At 67.0% G+C, this 17377-nt stretch carries 10 protein-coding genes; 6 read left to right on the forward strand and 4 right to left on the reverse strand.

What is annotated here, in order from left to right:
• Positions 1 to 119 precede the first annotated feature (119 nt).
• Entirely contained in the window at positions 120 to 4136 is a 4017-nt protein-coding gene (locus tag M5E06_RS00435) for a tetratricopeptide repeat protein (RefSeq protein ID WP_252136766.1), read from the forward strand.
• Complete coding sequence (locus M5E06_RS00440; protein WP_252136767.1) at positions 4028 to 5248, forward strand: IS256 family transposase; 1221 nt, start codon at positions 4028 to 4030, stop codon at positions 5246 to 5248. Before M5E06_RS00435 ends, M5E06_RS00440 begins: the two co-directional genes overlap by 109 nt.
• A gap of 187 nt (positions 5249 to 5435) precedes the next feature.
• Here M5E06_RS00440 and glgA read toward each other — a convergent pair whose 3' ends face one another.
• Positions 5436 to 6905: a glycogen synthase GlgA gene (gene glgA / locus M5E06_RS00445; protein WP_252136768.1), complete on the reverse strand. Its 1470-nt coding sequence runs from the start codon at positions 6903 to 6905 to the stop codon at positions 5436 to 5438.
• Between the two features lie 122 nt (positions 6906 to 7027).
• Complete coding sequence (gene glgC / locus M5E06_RS00450) at positions 7028 to 8299, reverse strand: glucose-1-phosphate adenylyltransferase (RefSeq protein ID WP_109073689.1); 1272 nt, start codon at positions 8297 to 8299, stop codon at positions 7028 to 7030.
• Positions 8300 to 8948: 649 nt separating this feature from the next.
• Here glgC and M5E06_RS00455 point away from each other — a divergent pair.
• The 3 genes from M5E06_RS00455 (at position 8949) to M5E06_RS00465 (ending at position 12068) form a co-directional block, all read left to right on the forward strand.
• Complete coding sequence (locus M5E06_RS00455; RefSeq protein ID WP_109073690.1) at positions 8949 to 10358, forward strand: ammonium transporter; 1410 nt, start codon at positions 8949 to 8951, stop codon at positions 10356 to 10358.
• 176 nt (positions 10359 to 10534) lie between these two features.
• Positions 10535 to 11392 carry a pirin family protein gene (locus M5E06_RS00460; RefSeq protein WP_252136769.1) on the forward strand — a complete coding sequence of 286 codons (858 nt, stop codon included), beginning with the start codon at positions 10535 to 10537 and terminating at the stop codon, positions 11390 to 11392.
• Between the two features lie 130 nt (positions 11393 to 11522).
• A complete protein-coding gene (locus M5E06_RS00465) occupies positions 11523 to 12068 on the forward strand; it encodes an invasion associated locus B family protein (RefSeq protein WP_252136770.1) in 546 nt (181 codons plus the stop codon).
• Between the two features lie 182 nt (positions 12069 to 12250).
• Here the strand turns inward: M5E06_RS00465 and M5E06_RS00470 are convergent, their stop codons facing one another.
• On the reverse strand, positions 12251 to 13366 hold the full coding sequence (locus M5E06_RS00470) for a catalase family protein (RefSeq protein ID WP_252136771.1): 1116 nt from the start codon (positions 13364 to 13366) through the stop codon (positions 12251 to 12253).
• 370 nt (positions 13367 to 13736) lie between these two features.
• Here M5E06_RS00470 and M5E06_RS00475 point away from each other — a divergent pair, with 370 nt between their 5' ends.
• Positions 13737 to 16760 carry an EAL domain-containing protein gene (locus M5E06_RS00475; protein ID WP_252136772.1) on the forward strand — a complete coding sequence of 1008 codons (3024 nt, stop codon included), beginning with the start codon at positions 13737 to 13739 and terminating at the stop codon, positions 16758 to 16760.
• Between the two features lie 91 nt (positions 16761 to 16851).
• On the opposite strand, the gene M5E06_RS00480 is transcribed toward M5E06_RS00475, so the two are convergent.
• The gene (locus M5E06_RS00480) at positions 16852 to 17268 is read right to left on the reverse strand and encodes a hypothetical protein (protein WP_109150959.1); all 417 of its coding nucleotides are present in this window, start codon (positions 17266 to 17268) and stop codon (positions 16852 to 16854) included.
• Between the last annotated feature and the right edge of the window lie 109 nt (positions 17269 to 17377).

Raw genomic sequence — 17377 nt, forward strand, 5'->3', positions numbered from 1 at the left:
GGGTGGTGGGCGGCCGCCCTCCGGGAACTATAGGCCGGACGTGGCGATATGCCCATCTTGATCTCCAAATGGTAGAAATGGGACAGTAGGGGACACGGAAAGAAGATAAAGGTCCGGCGATGCGCGTTCGTTTCCTCCACCATTCCGATACTATCGTCCATGAAGAGGCGAACGGGCGCCGCACGGCGCCACGGTCTTTGGCCGCCGGGGACCGGCAGCGGATCGGCGACTGGCTGACCCGTTATTTGGATATTCTGGAAAAGGACGCGGCGCAGGACCATGGCGAGGCCGAGTTGCTGGCGCTGGGGCGGGAGATCGCCGACTGGTTGGATGGGCCGGAGCGCTGGCTGTCCAGCCTGCTGCGCCCCGGTGCAGCGAGACCGCTGGAAATCGAGTTCGTCGCCGAGGAGCCGGAGCAGGACGGCGCGTCCGACTTTCTCTCCCTGCCCTGGGAAATCCTAGCGACCGCCAAAGGTTTCCTGGTCGCCGACCCGACACTTGGCTTCTGTCCGATCCGCCGCGTCGGGGTTGCACAGGCTCCTCGTCCGCCCGCCGACGATCACGCCTTGACCATCCTCTTCCTGTCGGCATCGCCGGAGGGAGAAAGTGAGCTTTGGGTGGAGGCGGAGGAGGCGGCGATCCTGAACAGTGCCGGACGCCTGCCGCTGGATCTGGTGGTCGAGGATGGCGGAACGCTGGACGATCTGTGCGAGCGCCTGAGCCTGGAATGGCCTGTCGAGGTGCTGCACCTGTCCTGCCACGGCCTCGCCGGCCGGGACGGCAGCCCGCCGATGCTGGCGCTGGAGGACGAGTTAGGCCACTGCGCAGAGGTCGCGCCGACGGGGCTTCTCGATGCGCTGGGCTATGACCGCCGTCCGCGACTGCTATTCCTGTCGGCCTGTGAAACCGCGGCACAGGGCGGCGGGGTCGACCCCTTCATCCTGCCGATGATGGCGGCCGGACAGCCGGCGGCTATTGGCTGGGCCGGATCGGTTTATGATAGCAACGCCAGCGCCTTCGCATCGGCGCTCTACAACCGGATTGCTCGTGGCGAAACGCTGGAATCGGCGGTTGCCGCCGCTCGCCGCGCCCTGCTGGCGCCGCCGGACGGGCAGGAGTACCTACCCCATTGGCATCTCGCCCGCCTGTTCCTGCGTGGGGATGGCGGCGGGGCGCTGTGCCGGCCGAAGGCAAGGCGGCGGCAGCGCGAGTTCAAGCAGGTGGAAAGCCGGTTCCTTGGCGGCAATCGGCAGGTGCCGGTGGTCGGACGCACCGGCTTCGTCGGCCGGCGGCGGGAGTTGCAGCGCGCCCTTCGTGTCGTGCGCGACCGGCCGGCAGGCTGCGCCGGGCTGTTGCTGCATGGCGCCGGGCATCTGGGAAAATCAAGCCTTGCCGCCCGTATCGCCGACCGGATGACGGAACATGAGCCGGCGGTGGTCTATGGTGCCTGCGACATCGATTCGGTTCTTTCGGCGCTGGTCGTCGCCCGTCCCGGTTTCGACGAGAGGTTGGCTTTAGACCCGGCAGCTTTGCGCGGCCGGCCGGACCAGATCTATACCGCCATGCGTCGCGTGCTGGACGACTCATTGCGGGATCGACCGGTCCTGCTGGTGCTGGACGATTTCGAACAATGCCTGGATCTGTCCGCCACTGGACGGCCGACGGTGAAGGTTGACGTGCTGCCGGTGTTCGAGGCGCTGCTGCGCGCCTTCGCCGATTCGTCCGGCGACAGCGCACTGCTGGTGACCTGTCGCTATCGTTTTGCCCTGGCGGAGCGGCTGAAAGAGGCGTTGGACGATATTCCGCTGCATCCCTTCGGCCCCGGTCCCCGCCTGAAACAGGCGCTGACCCGGCTACGCGACCATAAGGCGGGGGAGGTCGGCGACGATTTGCTGGAAAGGTGCCTGGAGGCGGGACGAGGCAACCCCGGACTTCAGGACCTGCTGATCACGCTGGCGCTGAGCGCGCCGGACAAGGCGGAACGGGCGGTGGCCGCCCTCGACGGCTGGCTGATGGGCATCGAACGGCCGGACGATGCGAAGAGTGCGGCGCAGCTCGACCACCTGATGCTGGATACGCTGTGGGATTGCGTCGATGCGGAGGGGCAGCGGCTGCTGCGCGTCGCCGATACTTTCGAACTGCCGTTGCCGCTGCCCGCCTTGTCCGCCCTGGCCCGTCACATCGGGATGTCGGATAAGGCGCTTGACCGGCTGCTGTCGCTGTCGGTTTTCGACCTGTTCCGCGATGTGGTGGAGCAGGACCGGCCTGCCGCCGCCCCCTGCCACCTGCTGGCCCCCCGCATCGCGGCGCTGGAGGCTTTTAGCGAGGCCGAGGCGACGGACTTCGCACGGGCGCTGCTGCCGGCGCTGTTCGTCGAATGGGGGGAGGAGGATGGCCGAAAGCGGCCCTTTGGGGCCGATGTGATGCTGGCGGAATTGGCGGTTTGCGCCGCTGACGCGATGGTGCTGCGGGTGACAGCGCTTGACGCTGTGTATCATCTGCTTCGGACGCACAGATACCGGCGGGCAGCCGATCTGGGCCGCTTGGCGGTCCCCATGATCGAGAGTTCCGGTTTTTCATCGCCGCTTCAATTGCTGCGCCATGCGGCGGAAGCCGCAGCACTGACAGGCGATGTCGGGTTCGCCCGGAAATGCCTGGGTCAAGCGGTGGACATGCTGGCTGCTGCTCCCGATGCCGATCCCAAGGATGTGGGGAGTATTCGCACAGGATATGCGCGTCTGCTGGTTCAGGACGGCAAGCCGGAACAGGCGTTGAAAATTTTCGATGAAACCTTGGAGCTTTACCAGAACCTTGGCGACGTGCGGCCGCGAGCGATCACGCTGGGCTACATCGCGCGTCTGAAGGCCGGGCGTGGCCTTGTGGATGAGGCGCTGGCCCTGCACGAGGAGCAGCTTGCGATCTTCGGTGATCTTGACGATGTGCGGTCGCGAGCGATTACGCTCGGCGACATCGCGCGTCTGAAGGCCGGGCGTGGCCTTGTGGATGAGGCGCTGGCCCTGCACGAGGAGCAGCTTGCGATCTTCGGTGATCTTGACGATGTGCGGTCGCGAGCGATCACGCTGGGCGACATCGCGCATCTGAAGGCCGGGCGTGGCTTTGTGGACGAGGCGCTGGCCCTGCACGAGGAGAGGCTTGCGATCTTCGGTGATCTTGGCGAGGTGCGGGAGCGAGCAGTCACGCTTGGCGACATCGCGCGTCTGAAGGCCAACCGTGGCTTTGTGGACGAGGCGCTGGCCCTGCACGAGGAGAGGCTTGCGATCTTCGGTGATCTTGGTGAGGTGCGGTCGCGAGCGGTCACGCTTGGCGACATCGCGCGTCTGAAGGCCGACCGCGGCTTTGTGGACGAGGCGCTGGCCCTGCACGAGGAAGAATTGGCAATCTATGAGGAACTTGGCGATGTGCAGGCGCGAGCAGTCACGTTGGGCGACATCGCGCGCCTGAAGGCCGGGCGTGGCTTTGTGGACGAGGCGCTGGCCCTGCATGAGGAAGAATTGGCAATCTATGAGGAACTTGGCGATGTGCAGGCGCGAGCGATCACGCTGGGCTACATCGCGCGTCTGAAGGCCGGGCGTGGCTTTGTGGACGAGGCGCTGGCCCTGCACGAGGAGCAGCTTGCGATCTTCGGGGATCTTGGCGAAGTGCGGTCGCGAGCAGTCACGTTGGGCGACATCGCGCGCCTGAAGACCGACCGTGGCATTATGGACGAGGCACTGGTCCTGCACGAGGAGCAGCTTACGATCTATGAAAAGCTGGGAGATTTGAATGGTCAGGCGAATTGCCGGTGGTCCAGGGCGATGCTGCGTTTAAGCAAGCCCCAGATTGGGGAGGGTGAGTTTAGAGCGGCCTTTGACGATCTGATATTTGCATACCGCACTCTGAAGCAAACCGGCCGAGTGGACGGAATTGCGGCAGTTGGCTTCGACTTGGCGCAGGTGATTGCGAGTATAGGGGAGTGTCAGGAATTCCGTGCTTGGCGGGGTTATCCTGACATGGAAGGAGACCCGCCATGGCCCGACGCAAAGAGCCTGTTATCCCGGACGCGATCCTCGACCAGCTGCTGGCTGGAGCTGACGCCAAGACGGCCTTCGATCAGAACGGCTTGCTCGACCAGCTGAAAAAGGCGCTGACGGAGCGAGCCCTGAAGGCGGAGCTGGATCATCACCTGGCCGGTGACGAGAGCGGCAACCGCCGCAACGGTTACGGCCACAAGACGGTGCTGACCGAGGGTGGCTCGATGGGCCTGTCCATCCCGCGCGATCGGACCGGGACGTTCGATCCGGCGCTGATCGGCAAATACCAGCGCCGCTTCCCCGGCTTCGACGAGAAGATCGTGTCGATGTACGCGCGGGGCATGTCGACGCGGGAAATCACCGGACACCTGCGGGAACTCTACGGCATCGAGGTGTCGGCCGACCTGATCTCCACGGTAACGGACGCGGTGATCGAGGAGGTGACGACCTGGCAGAACCGGCCCCTGGAGGCGATCTATCCTCTGGTGTTCCTTGATGCCATCCGGGTCAAGATCCGCGACGAAGGCTTGGTGCGCAACAAGGCCATCCATGTTGCCATTGGTGTGCGCGCCGACGGCGGCAAGGAGGTGCTGGGGCTGTGGATTGAGCAGAACGAAGGCGCCAAGTTCTGGCTGCGCGTGCTGAACGAACTGAAGAACCGCGGCGTGGAGGACATCCTGCTGGCAGTGGTCGACGGGCTGAAGGGCTTTCCCGAGGCGATCGCCGCCGCCTATCCCGAGACGATTGTCCAGACCTGCATCGTTCATCTGTTACGCCATAGCATGGAGTTCGCGTCCTGGAAGGACCGCAAGGCCATCGCCGCCGCACTGAAGACGGTCTACGATGCCGTCGACGACAAGGCCGCCGAGGTGGCCCTGAGCGCCTTCGAGGACGGCCCCTGGGGCGAAAAGTATGCGGCCATCGGCAAGGCGTGGCGGCGGGCGTGGCAGGAGGTCATCCCCTTCTTTGCCTTTCCCCGCGAGGTCCGACGCATCCTTTACACAACGAATTCTATTGAGGCGCTCAACTCGAAGCTGCGCCGGGCGGTGCGGGCCCGGGGGCATTTCCCCAATGACGAGGCCGCGCTGAAGCTCCTGTTTCTCGTCTTGAACCGCGCCGAGAAAGACTGGAAGATGCCGCCACGGGAGTGGACGGCCGCAAAGGCTCAGATGGCCGTCATCTTCGGAGAGCGCTTCGCGAAGGCGATGAACGCCTGATACTCAACACGCTCCGCCAAGCACGGAATTCCTGACACTCCCCGAGTATAGGGCAGCATGAGGACGCTCGTAAGTTGGCCGAGCAGTCTCTCTCGCTCTTCACCCAACTGCGCGTCCCAAGACGGCCCGACACCGTCCGAAAATTCCTCGCCTCCCTGCCGCCACCGTCGCCGGAGGCGTCCGCCTCCTAACGCCCCCCAATCCCCCGATACAGCTCCATGTACTCCTCCGCCGGGCCGTGCCAGCCGAAGTCCCGAGTCATGGCGCGACGTTGCATCGCATGCCAGCGCTCCGGCTTGCGGTAGACGGTTAGAGCCCGGCGCAACGCCCACACCAGTTCCTGCCCCGTCGCGTTGACGAACTGGAAACCGGTGGCGCTGCCGTCGGCGCTGGCTGCCGGGTTGGCGTCGATCACCGTGTCGGCGAGGCCGCCGGTGCGGCGGACAAGCGGCAGGGTGCCGTATTTCAGGGCGTAGAGCTGGGTCAGGCCGCAGGGCTCCGAGCGGGACGGGACCAGGAACAGGTCGGAACCGGCCTGGATGCGGTGGGACAGCGGCTCGTCATAGCCGACGCGGACGCCGACCGATTGCGGATGCCATTGGGCGAGGTGGCGGAAGCCGGCTTCGCTGTCGGCGTCGCCGCTGCCGAGAACCACCAGCTGGCCGCCCCAGGACACCCATTGGCTGGCAGCCTCCAGCACGAGGTCGAGGCCCTTGTGCCAGGTCAGGCGGCTGACCACGGCGGCCAAGGGCGCGTCGGGGCGGCGGTCCAGGCCGAAGGCGGATTGCAGGTCGGCCTTGCAGGCGTCCTTGCCGCCGAGGTCGTCGGGGGTGTAGCGGGCGGGCAGATGCGGATCGGTCGCCGGGTCCCACACCGCGTAATCGACGCCGTTCAGGATGCCGGTCAGCACGTCGGACCGGGTGGCGAGCAGGCCCTGCAGGCCGGTGCCGTGCTCCGCCGTCTGGATTTCGTTGGCGTAGGTCGGGCTGACCGTGGTCAGGCGGTCGGCGTAGAAGCAACCCGCCTTCAGGAAACTGATGTTGCCGTAATACTCGACGCCGTCGATGCGGAAGCTGGAGGAGGGCAGGCCGATGTCGCCCATCATCCAGGGGCCGAAGATGCCCTGATAGGCGATGTTGTGGATGGTCAGCACGGTGCCCGGCCGGAAGGGGCCGGCGAAGCGGTCGGGGCGCAGGGCCAGATAGGCGGGGATCAGCCCGGCCTGCCAGTCGTGGCCATGCAGGATGTCGGGCCGCCACCAGGGATCGTAGGAGTCCTCCGCCGCGAAGCCGGCGGCGACCCAGGCGAGCGCGGCGAAGCGCAGGGCGTTGTCGGCCCAATCCTTGCCGTCCGGCCCGAGATAGGGGTTGCCGGGACGGTCATACAGCGACGGCGCGTTCAGCGCATAGGCGAGGACCCCGTCGGCGGTGCGGCCGATGCACAGCTGGGCGCGGTCGCAGCCGGGCAGGTCGGTGATGAGATCGCCGACCTCGTGCAGGTTCTGCAGGCTGTTGAGAACGGCGGGATATCCCGGCAGCAGCAGGCGGACATCGGCGCCGGCGGCGTTCAGGGCCGGCGGCAGGGCGGCGGACACGTCCGCCAGCCCCCCCGTCTTGACCATCGGGTAGCATTCGGACGTGACGTAGAGGACGCGCATCGGGAAGGCACTCGGATGAAAGGCGGGGAAGGCGGGAGGGCGCAAGTCAGCTTATAGCGCCGATGCGGGGCCGGTGGGGAACCGGGCCGCATCGGCGCGGAAGGCGGCGGCGAAATGCCGCCTTATTCCTTCGGCAGCTTCTCGATCATCTCGCGGGTGATGAGGACGACGCCGCCCTCGCTGCGGTGGAAGCGCTTGGCGTCCAGCTCCGCATCCTCGCCGACGACGAGGCCGTTGGGGATGCTGACGCCGCGGTCGATCACCACCTTCTTCAGACGGCAATGGCGGCCGATGTCGCATTCCGGCAGGACCACCGCCTCGTGCAGCTCGCTGTAGGAGTTGACGCGGACCGAGCTGAACAAAAGCGACCGCCGCACGGTGGAGCCGGAAATGATGCAGCCGCCGGACACCAGGCTGTCCACCGCCATGCCGCGGCGGTTCTCGTCGTCGAAGACGAACTTCGCCGGCGGAAGCTGTTCCTGATAGGTGAAGATCGGCCAGTCGCGGTTGTACAGGTTCAGCTGCGGCGTGACGTGGCAGAGGTCGAGGTTGGCTTCCCAATAGGCGTCGATGGTGCCGACGTCGCGCCAGTAGGGGGCGTCGTCGGGCGCGTCGATGATGGCGCTGTCGGCATAGTCGTGGGCGATGATCCGCGCCCCGGTCTTCACCAGATGCGGGATGATGTCCTTGCCGAAGTCGCGGCTGGAGCCGGGGGTGGCGACGTCGCGCTCCAGCTGGTCGTAGAGGAACTGGGCGTTGAAGACGTAGATGCCCATGCTGGCCAGCGCCAGATCGGGGCGGCCGGGCATCGGCGGCGGATCGGCCGGCTTTTCGACGAAGTCGATGATGCGGCGGTCGTTGTCGATGTGCATCACGCCGAAGCCGCTCGCCTGTTCGCGCGGAACGGCGATGCAGGGAACGGTGACGTCGGCCTGCCGGTCGATGTGGTCGAGCAGCAGTGCGCCGTAATCCATCTTGTAGATGTGGTCGCCAGCCAGGATCAGGACATATTCCGGCTCGTGGTCGCGCAGGATGTCCAGGTTCTGGTACACGGCGTCGGCGGTGCCCTGGTACCACTCCGTCTCGCTGACGCGCTGCTGGGCCGGCAGCAGGTCGCAGAACTCGTTCATCTCGCCGCGGAAGACGTTCCAGCCGCGCTGGAGATGGCGCAGAAGGCTGTGCGACTTGTACTGCGTCAGCACGCCGATGCGGCGGAAGCCGGAATTGACGCAGTTGGACAGCGCGAAGTCGATGATGCGGTACTTGCCGCCGAAATAGGTCGCCGGCTTGGCCCGACGGTCGGTCAGTTGCTTCAGACGGCTTCCGCGTCCCCCGGCCAGCACCAGCGCCACCGCACGTCGCGGTGCGAGGCGCAGATCGCGTTTGTCGAGCATGGCCGTTACCCCCTTTGCCTTATTCTTGCGGCCGCGGGCGAGCGGCCAATCCAATTGGAGGCGTTGACGGTGCCACATCTCGCCGCCATGTCCAAGAGGCCCGGCGTCGGGTTTGCCTCGGCTTACCCGCCGGATCTTCAACCCGCGGTCCTAGGAGGAAAGCGGTGGAGAATGCGGGGCAAGCCGAAAGGACTGGATGGACGGGGTAGGGGGCGCCCGATCCTGCGCCAGTGACCGCCGCGCGGGCCCATGTCTGCCTAAATTTTCATCATCTGCCGGAATGGCAGCCAGAATGCCGGGTCAAATCGAGGCGTCCGGCCCTGCCAATCGGTCGAAAGCCCGAAAATTGCAGCAGAATGAGGGCTCCGGAACCTGCCTGTTTTCTGTGCAGACACCGGGTGCGACTCGTCCGGGGCTGCCCGTTCGGGGGTCCGGTCCCGGGACAACCCTGACGATTCCAAGCCGTTTTCGACTGGCACGCTTCTTGTAACGCTGGAGGCGTCCTTGGTCCCGTCCGCCGCCCCGTCTTTGCCGGGGACGGGGCGACCGGGACGGGGTCGCCCCAGTGCGGTGCCCAGCGCGCGGAACACCTCCGGTGCCGCGCCGGCCGTATCGGGGCGGGAGCGATTTTGGAGAAAGAGGAGCCTCGATGAACCGTCTGTTCCTTCTGGCCGCACCGATGATGGCGGTTGCTCTGGGCACGGTCGGCATGCCGGCCGCAGCCCTTGCCCAAGATGCGGCCGCGGCCGCCGCTGCTGCCGCGCCGGCGGCTCCGGCGCTGAATGGCGGCGACACCGCCTGGATGCTGATCTCCACCGCGCTGGTGCTGATGATGACCATCCCCGGCCTGGCGCTGTTCTACGGCGGCATGGTCCGCAAGATGAACGTGCTGTCGACGGTGATGCAGAGCTTCGCCATCACCTGCCTGATCAGCGTCCTGTGGTACGTGATCGGCTACAGCTTGGCCTTCACCGGCACCGGCGCCTATGTCGGCGGTCTCGACCGGCTGTTCCTGAACGGGCTCGACTTCTCGAAGGCTTTCGTGCTGGGCGAGGCGACGGGGTCGGGTGTCGCGACGACGATCCCCGAGCCGGTCTTCATGATGTTCCAGATGACCTTCGCGATCATCACCCCGGCCCTGATCACCGGCGCCTTCGCCGACCGCATGAAGTTCTCCTCGCTGCTGGTCTTCACCGCCCTGTGGTCGATCGTGGTCTATGCGCCGATCGCCCACTGGGTCTGGTATCCGTCGGGCTTCCTGTTCGGCCTGGGCGTGCTGGACTTCGCCGGCGGCACGGTCGTGCACATCAACGCGGGTGTGGCCGGTCTGGTCGCCGCGCTGGTGATCGGCAAGCGCAAGGGCTACCCGAAGGAAGCCTTCATGCCGCACAACCTGGTGCTGTCGCTGATCGGCGCCTCGCTGCTGTGGGTTGGCTGGTTCGGCTTCAACGCCGGTTCGGCGCTGACCGCCGGTCCGCGCGCCGGCATGGCGCTGGCCGCCACGCACATCGCCACCGCCGGTGCCGCCATGGGCTGGCTGTTCGCGGAGTGGATCGTCAAGGGCAAGCCGTCGATCCTCGGCATCATCTCCGGCGCCGTCGCCGGTCTGGTCGCCGTGACCCCGGCCGCCGGCTTCGTCGACCCGACGGGCGCCATCATCATCGGCATCGTCGCCGGCGTGGTCTGCTTCTGGTCGGCCACCAGCCTGAAGCACATGCTGGGCTATGACGACAGCCTGGACGCCTTCGGCGTGCACGGTGTCGGCGGCCTGATCGGCGCCATCCTGACCGGCGTGTTCGCCAAGATGTCGGTGTCCAACAGCGAAGGCGGCTTCGCCTCCGTCCTGCAGGCCGACCCCAACGCCACGCTGGGCCTGCTGGAAGGCAACGCCGCCGCCGTGTGGATCCAGGTCCAGGGCGTGCTCTACACCATGGTCTGGTGCGCCGTCGCCACCTTCGTCCTGCTGAAGGTCGTCGATGTGGTGATGGGCCTGCGCGTCGAAGAGGATGTGGAGCGCGACGGTCTCGACCTCGCCCTGCATGGCGAGAGCATCCACTAAGACAAATCCCTTTCCCACGGGTCTCTCCGAAAAGGCCGCCGGTTCTCCGGCGGCCTTTTTCGTTTCGATTGTTGCACGGGTGGAAACGCTGTGGCGCGGGCGGGCCGGCTTCACGGCGGGGCCGGGGCGGACTACCTCTGGTGCAACGTCATTGTGTTTTGCCAGGAGTTGCCGCCATGTCCACCAAGCCCGCCACCCCCGGTGTCCGCCCGGTGCTCGCCGCCGTGGAGGGCATGGCCACCTCCGACGGGGCCGGGGTCAGCATGACCCGCATGCTGGGCACGCCGCGCCTGCGCACGCTCGATCCCTTCCTGATGCTCGACCTGTTCGGGTCGGACCAGCCGACGGACTATCTGGCGGGCTTCCCCGACCATCCCCACCGCGGGTTCGAGACGGTGACCTACATGCTGGCCGGCCGCATGCGCCATGCCGACAACCACGGGCATGAGGGCGTGATCGAGACCGGCGGCGTGCAGTGGATGACCGCCGGCCGTGGCCTGATCCATTCGGAGATGCCGGAGCAGACCGAAGGGCTGATGCGCGGCTTCCAGCTGTGGATCAACCTGCCGGCCCGGCTGAAGATGACCGACCCGCGCTATCAGGAGTTCCCGGCCGCCTCCATCCCGGTGGAGAAGCGCGAGGACGGGGCGACCGTCACCGTGATCGCCGGCGACACCGCCCGCGGCACGGCCGGGCCGGTGCGGGCGGAGGCGACCGAGGCCCGCTATTTCGACGTGATGCTGCCGCCGTCGGTGTCCTTCGCCGAGCCGCTGCCGGCCGGACATACCGCCTTCCTAGTGCTGTTCGAAGGCACGCTGGATGTGGGCGGGGAGGGAGCTTTGTCGGGGCCGCGGGTGATCGTGCTGGGCGACGGCGAGCGGGTGGAGGCGGTGGCCGGGCCGGAGGGCGCGCGCTTCCTGCTGCTGGCCGGCGAACCGATCGGCGAACCGATCGCCTGGGGCGGTCCCTTCGTCATGAACACGCGGGAGGAGGTGATGCAGGCCTTCCGCGACTTCGAGGAAGGGCGCATCTGACCGCCGGATGCTGCGCGGGGCCGGTCCTCATGGTCTGCTCCGCGCGGCATCTCGTGCCTTGCACCCCCGCCGTCCCCGGTTATCATGGCGCATTCCGTATTAACACCAACGATGGCGGGGAGCCGGGGCGATGCGAGCAAAGGGTCTGATGGGTGGCTTCAGGGCGGCTGCGGCTGCGGCACTGCTGGCTCTGACGCTTGCCGGGGGACTTTTCTCCGCCAAGCCGGCCGCCGCCGTGGACTTCTCCAAGGCGGCCGCCGATTTCGGGCCCGAGGGCGCCTGGACCAACCAGTGCGACATCGACCGGATGACCGACAGCAAGACCTGCCGGCTGATGATCTACCGCCTGTTCGACGACGGGAAGGATGTCGGCTTCATCGCGCTCAGCATCATCCCGACCGGCAACGACTACCACCTGTTCCTGACCACCAGCCAGGGCCTGATCGACCGCTGCGCCATCCGCGTCGACCGCCAGCCGCGCATCGAATCGCATGTGGCGACGCTGAACATGTGCATGTTCCCGAACTTCGTGTCCGGCCGCGTCGCCGACCAGTTCCGCAACGGCTCGTCCATCCTGGTCCGCGTCAACTCCCCCCGCAGCGGCAAGCGCGACATCGACTTTCCGCTGAACGGCTTCTCCCGCACCTTCGAGGAGATGCAGCGCAGCCTGCAGTGAGGGGGAGGCGAAACGCCCTCTCCCGCCTCGGGAGAGGGAGGGGACCCGCGCCAAAGGCGTGGGGAGGGTGAGGGGTGACCCAAGAATCCCGAAGCGCATGGCTTCGTGCCTGACCCCTCACCCTTCCCATGCTCCGCATGGGCCCCTTCCCTCTCCCGGGGCGGGAGAGGGAGCGCTGACGCTTACCCCGGCAGCCGGTAGCCCGCCGACGGTTCCTGCATCGGGCAGCCGTTGCGGTCCATGCGGAATTCGGCGGAGCGGTCGTAGGCCAGGCGGCGGGCGCGCATGATCGAACCGAGCGGCCGATGCGCGGCCAGACCGTGCCAGGGGCTGAAGGACAGCCGGTCGTCGCCGGCGCGCGACCGTTCCTCGCTCCACGCCGTCTGCGCCGGCACGATGAGGCGGGCGACGGCGCGGTAGGGGCTCAACTCCTCCGGCCACAGCACGCTGGCATCCTCCACCGGCATGCGCTCCTCGTCGGTGCGCAGCTGGGCGCGCAGTTCCCAGACGGCTTCGTTGTCGCGGAAGAACTCCACCACCGCTTCGCGCAGGCCGTTCGGCTTGCCGTTGACGGTCAGCGCCGCGCCGGCCAGCGCGGTCAGTTCCGGCGAGACCGGCACGATCTGCAGCTTGGCGATATGGTCGCCGAAGCGCAGGGCCGCCTGGCTGTAGAAGGTTTCGCCCAGGATGTGGGTTTCCGGGTGGCCGCCCAGCGTCTTCAGCGTGGCGCTCTCGCCGCTGAAGGCCACCACCACCCGTTCGGCGGCGCGCAAGCCCGCCGACAGCGCCTTCTTCGCCGTTTCCGCCCGGTCGGTGGTGGCGGCGAGCAGCTTCAGCGTTTTCAGGAACTGCTTGGCGTCGGGGGCCGAGAAGACGGGGGCGTTGGCCATGACGAAATCCTGCGTGGCCTCGTCCTCCGATCCCGGCATCCGGTCGCCGGACACGCCCAGCACCTTCACCGCCAGACCGCGCGGGGTCGAAACGCTGTCGGGCAGGATGTCGCCCGGCGTGGTCGACAGCCGCAGGATCGCCGGATAGCTCTCCGCCCGCGCGAACAGGCCCTGGGCAAGCTCCGCCAGCAGATCATCCAGCACGTCCAGCCGGCCGATCAGCAGCCCGTGGCTCTTGGCATGGACGCTGCGGTTGGCGTGGCCGCTGTCCTCGAAGGTCTTGGCGCTGATCGACAGCATCGTCTCCGCCAGTTCCTCGAAGATCCGGGTCTCATCGGGACCGGGATTTTCGACCGACGGCGCGTAGGGCAGGGGCTTGGCATTGGGCTGGGCAAAGGCAGCGGACAAGGGACCGGCTCCGGAATGGGGAAGGGGCGGGGTGCAGCCGGGACAACAGCCGGATTGTGTCGTCCGTTCCGCAACGATCCGCCGGAGCCGGCGGAGGTTAATGACAAGGCATGGGATCCGCCTTTTCTGTTCGCACTGCACAAGAAGAAGCGTGCTTTCAAATATTCAAGCACGACCCATGCGAGTGTGTTTTTGATGGCGTTCCAATCTTCTATTGAAATTAACCAAGAGGATCGGAAGATCCCTTATAAGAAGTCTATGGCGCTGAGGTGCCTTGCCTGCTTATCCTTCAAGGTGGGAGGGTCGGAGATTTTCGATCACTTTGCGGAGTTCGAAGAGTCCGGCCGGATCGGCGACCGAAGGATGCCCAATGACCAGCTGGCCTGCGATACGTCCCATCAGGTGGGTGCGCGGCTGCGTCCTTCTGCTGGGACTTCTGCTGGCGGCGATGGCGTCCTCCGCCGCCGGACGGCCGTCGGCGGCGAACCGGACGGTGCTGGTCCTGCATTCCTACCACCAGGGCTACGAGTGGACCCATGGTCAGGCCGACGGTATCACCAAGCTGTTGGAGGCGGAGGCGCCGACCGCGATCGTGATTGCCTATTACCTGGACTGGAAGCGCTTTCCGGACCGGAGCGGCCTGGAGCTTCTGCGGGCACTGATCGCCTTTCGCCATCCTCAGGGCACCGTCGATGCCATTATCACCACCGACGATGCGGCATTGGACTTCGCTCTCGACCTGCGGCGGGAATTGTATGGGCCGGTGCCGCTGGTGCATGGCGGCGTGATCGCGGCAACGGCACGCCAGCGGACCGCAGGCGAGCGCAATGTGGTCGGGGTGGACGAGGGCAAGGATATCGAAGGAACCGTCCGCATGGCGGCTGCGGCCAACCCGAAGCTGCGCCACCTGTTCCTTCTGCGCGACCAGACCGAATCGGGACTTGCCCTGGATATCGAGGTCGAGGCGCTGGCGGCGGCCGGCCGTCTTCCCGCCGGGCTGGAGCGGCATGTGCTGCCCGACCTGCCCTTCGCCCGGCTGGAGGATCGGCTGGCGACCCTGCCGCCCGGCAGCGCCGTGCTGCTCGGGAGCTATGCCTCCGATGCCGACGGAATGGTTCTGCCGCCCGAGCAGTTCCTGGAACTGATGAGCCAGCGGAGCAGCGCGCCGATCTATGGCCTGCAGGACTTCCTGCTCGGCCACGGCATCGTCGGCGGCAGCCTGCTGAGCGCACAGGAGCACGGCCGGGCGGTGGGACGGCGGGCGGTGAGGATGTTGAACGGCGACGGGGTGGCTGGCCTGCCGGCGGAGACGAACCGCTCCGTTTCCCGCGCGGCGGATTACCGGCAGGCGGAGCGGTATGGCATCGACGCCATGTCGTTCGGGCCGCTCGACCGACTGGTCAACAAGCCCTTCTCCTTCATGGAGACCTACCGCTGGCTGGTGGTGACGGTCGGCGGCGTGCTGCTGCTGCTGTTCGGCATGGTGCTGGTGCTGTCCTTCGCGCTGCGCGAACGCCGGATGGCCGAGGCCGCGCTGCGGGTGAGCAACGATGCGCTCAGCGACTCGCGCCGGGAGCTGCAGGGCAAGGTGGAGGAGCTGACCGCCAGCAAGGAGGCGCTGCGCGGGCGCGAGCGGTGGATGCGGCTGGTGGCCGAGGCGTCGCGCGACATCATCTGGACCTGGGACGTCGTCAAGGACCGCCGGGTCCTGTCCGGCCGGGTCGAGGAACTGCTGGGGGTGGATGCCGTCAGCATCAATTCGCTGGCGGCCTGGTACGACCGCGTCCACCCGGACGACCGTGCGCATGCGGAAGAGGAGCTGTGCCGCCACCTGTCGGGCGAGCTGCCGGAATACCGGGTGGAATACCGCGTCCGTCACCGCGACGGCAGTTACCTGTGGCTGTACGCCACCGGCAAGGCCCTGTTCGACGAGCAGGGGCATCCGACGATGATGGGCGGCTCCTACACCGACATCACCGCCCAGAAGCAGCAGCAGGCGCGGCTGGACCATCTGGCCCATTATGATTCGCTGACCGGGCTGCCCAACCGGCTGATGCTGGAACGGCATGTCGACCGGCTGATCGCCGACAACAGGGCTTGCGGCAAGGCCGGGTCGCTGGCGCTGCTGTTCCTCGACATGGACAATTTCAAGTTCATCAACGACGGGTTCGGCCACAAGGCGGGCGACGAGCTGCTGGCGATGATGGGGCGGCGCATCAGCAAGGGAGCCGGCGAGGGGCTGTTCATCGCGCGGCTGGGCGGCGACGAGTTCGTGGTGGTCGTCCAGGGCGGCGATGCCGGTGCCCCGGCGGAGGTGGCGCGGCGGGTGGAGCAGGCTCTGGCCGCGCCCTTCCTGGTCGAAGGGCAGCATTTCTACGTTTCCTGCAGCATCGGCATCGCGCGCTATCCTTGGGACGGCCGCTGTTTCGACGATCTGCTGCAGAATGCCGACACCGCCATGTACCGGGCCAAGGACAATGGGCGCGGCAGCATCTGCACCTTCACCGCCGACATGAACCTGAACGTGGTGGAGCGCATGCAGCTGCTCAGCCGCGCCCGGCTGGCCTTCGACCGCCAGTCCTTCAGCCTGCATTACCAGCCCCAGGCCGCGACGGCCGACGGCCGGGTCCGCGGCTTCGAGGCGCTGGTCCGCTGGACCGACTCGGAACTGGGGCCGGTGTCGCCGGACCGCTTCATTCCGGTGTGCGAGGATTCGGGCCTGATCGTCCCGCTCGGGCTGTGGGTGCTGGAGACCGCCTGCGTCGAGGCGGTCGGGCTGGCCTGCCGCGGGGCCGGCGACGTGACGATGAGCGTCAACATGTCGGCGGTCCAGCTGGCCCAGCATGATTTCGTGCCGCGGGTGCTGGAGATCCTGGCCCGCACCGGATTGCCGCCGCACCGGCTGGAGCTGGAGATCACCGAGTCGCAGATGATCGGCTCGCTCGACGCCGCCATCGGCAAGCTGAACGCGCTGCGGCAGGCCGGCATCCACATCGCGCTGGACGATTTCGGCACCGGCTATTCGTCGCTGACCTATCTGCGGACGCTGCCGATCAACACGCTGAAGCTGGACAAGGCCTTCATCGACGACGTCCACCGCCGCCCCGACGCGCGCAGCATGGTGTCGTCCATCTCGCGCATCGCCCACGACCTGAGCCGCAGCGTGGTGGCCGAAGGGGTGGAGGAGGCGGCCCAGTGGGAGGTGCTTGCGCAGATGGGCTGCGACCTGATCCAGGGCTATTTCATCAGCCGGCCGCTGCCGGCCGACCGCATCGACGCCTTCCTGGCGGCCTGGGAGGAACGGCGGGCCGACTTGCCGCTGATCGACGGCGACGATGTGGTGGTCGGCATGCCCTGCGCCGCGGCGACCCGGCCGCCGTCGCCGGTGTCGTGAGTTGGGGAACGGCCGTAAACGCAAAACGCCCCGCAGGCGGGCTGCGGGGCGTTTTTCGGAGGCTGGGCTTGTCGGACCGGAGAGGTCGCGTTCAGTGCCGCGTGCGGGCCGGGGTGATGTAGACGCCGTCCCAATCGACGCCGAACAGGGCGTCGTCGCCGGCCTCTTCCACCAGATCGTCATATTCGTGGGCTTCGATCAGCCCGAAGATGGAGGCGGTGCCGGAGGCGTCGAGGTCGCAGGTCACCACATGGCCGCCCACCTCGACGGAGGTGAAGAACACTTCCGGCAGTTCCATGCTGTCCAGGTCGGCGGTGACGGCGGCTTCGATCTCGTGGATGGAGCGGGACGACAGCGACACGCGCAGCTTGGCCGCCTGGGAGGCCCAGACGATGCGCTTGACGTGTGCCGGCTCCTTCATCTCCGCAACGCCCGCCGCCTCGTCGCCTTGGCCGGCCATCGCGATCATCCGGGAAACCAGGGTCGAGGTGCTGCTGGGTGCGCGCATTGAAGCCTCCGCTCGTTCGATGACGACAGATTTGCGCGCAGGCGGTTAACGGGGTCTTAAGCCGGCCCCGGGGCTAAAGCCTTACCACCGCAGGAGTAGGCTTATCCGT

This window comes from Azospirillum sp. A1-3 (genome assembly GCF_023806445.1).
Classification (GTDB): Bacteria; Pseudomonadota; Alphaproteobacteria; order Azospirillales; family Azospirillaceae; genus Azospirillum.

Excerpts from the sequence above, each read along its gene's own strand:
- M5E06_RS00480 (WP_109150959.1), bottom strand. The coding sequence starts at position 17,268 with ATGCGCGCACCCAGCAGCACCTCGACCCTGGTTTCCCGGATGATCGCG.
- M5E06_RS00455 (WP_109073690.1), top strand. The coding sequence starts at position 8,949 with ATGAACCGTCTGTTCCTTCTGGCCGCACCGATGATGGCGGTTGCTCTG.
- M5E06_RS00465 (WP_252136770.1), top strand. The coding sequence starts at position 11,523 with ATGCGAGCAAAGGGTCTGATGGGTGGCTTCAGGGCGGCTGCGGCTGCG.
- glgC (WP_109073689.1), bottom strand. The coding sequence starts at position 8,299 with ATGCTCGACAAACGCGATCTGCGCCTCGCACCGCGACGTGCGGTGGCG.
- M5E06_RS00435 (WP_252136766.1), top strand. The coding sequence starts at position 120 with ATGCGCGTTCGTTTCCTCCACCATTCCGATACTATCGTCCATGAAGAG.
- M5E06_RS00460 (WP_252136769.1), top strand. The coding sequence starts at position 10,535 with ATGTCCACCAAGCCCGCCACCCCCGGTGTCCGCCCGGTGCTCGCCGCC.
- M5E06_RS00440 (WP_252136767.1), top strand. The coding sequence starts at position 4,028 with ATGGCCCGACGCAAAGAGCCTGTTATCCCGGACGCGATCCTCGACCAG.
- M5E06_RS00475 (WP_252136772.1), top strand. The coding sequence starts at position 13,737 with ATGACCAGCTGGCCTGCGATACGTCCCATCAGGTGGGTGCGCGGCTGC.
- glgA (WP_252136768.1), bottom strand. The coding sequence starts at position 6,905 with ATGCGCGTCCTCTACGTCACGTCCGAATGCTACCCGATGGTCAAGACG.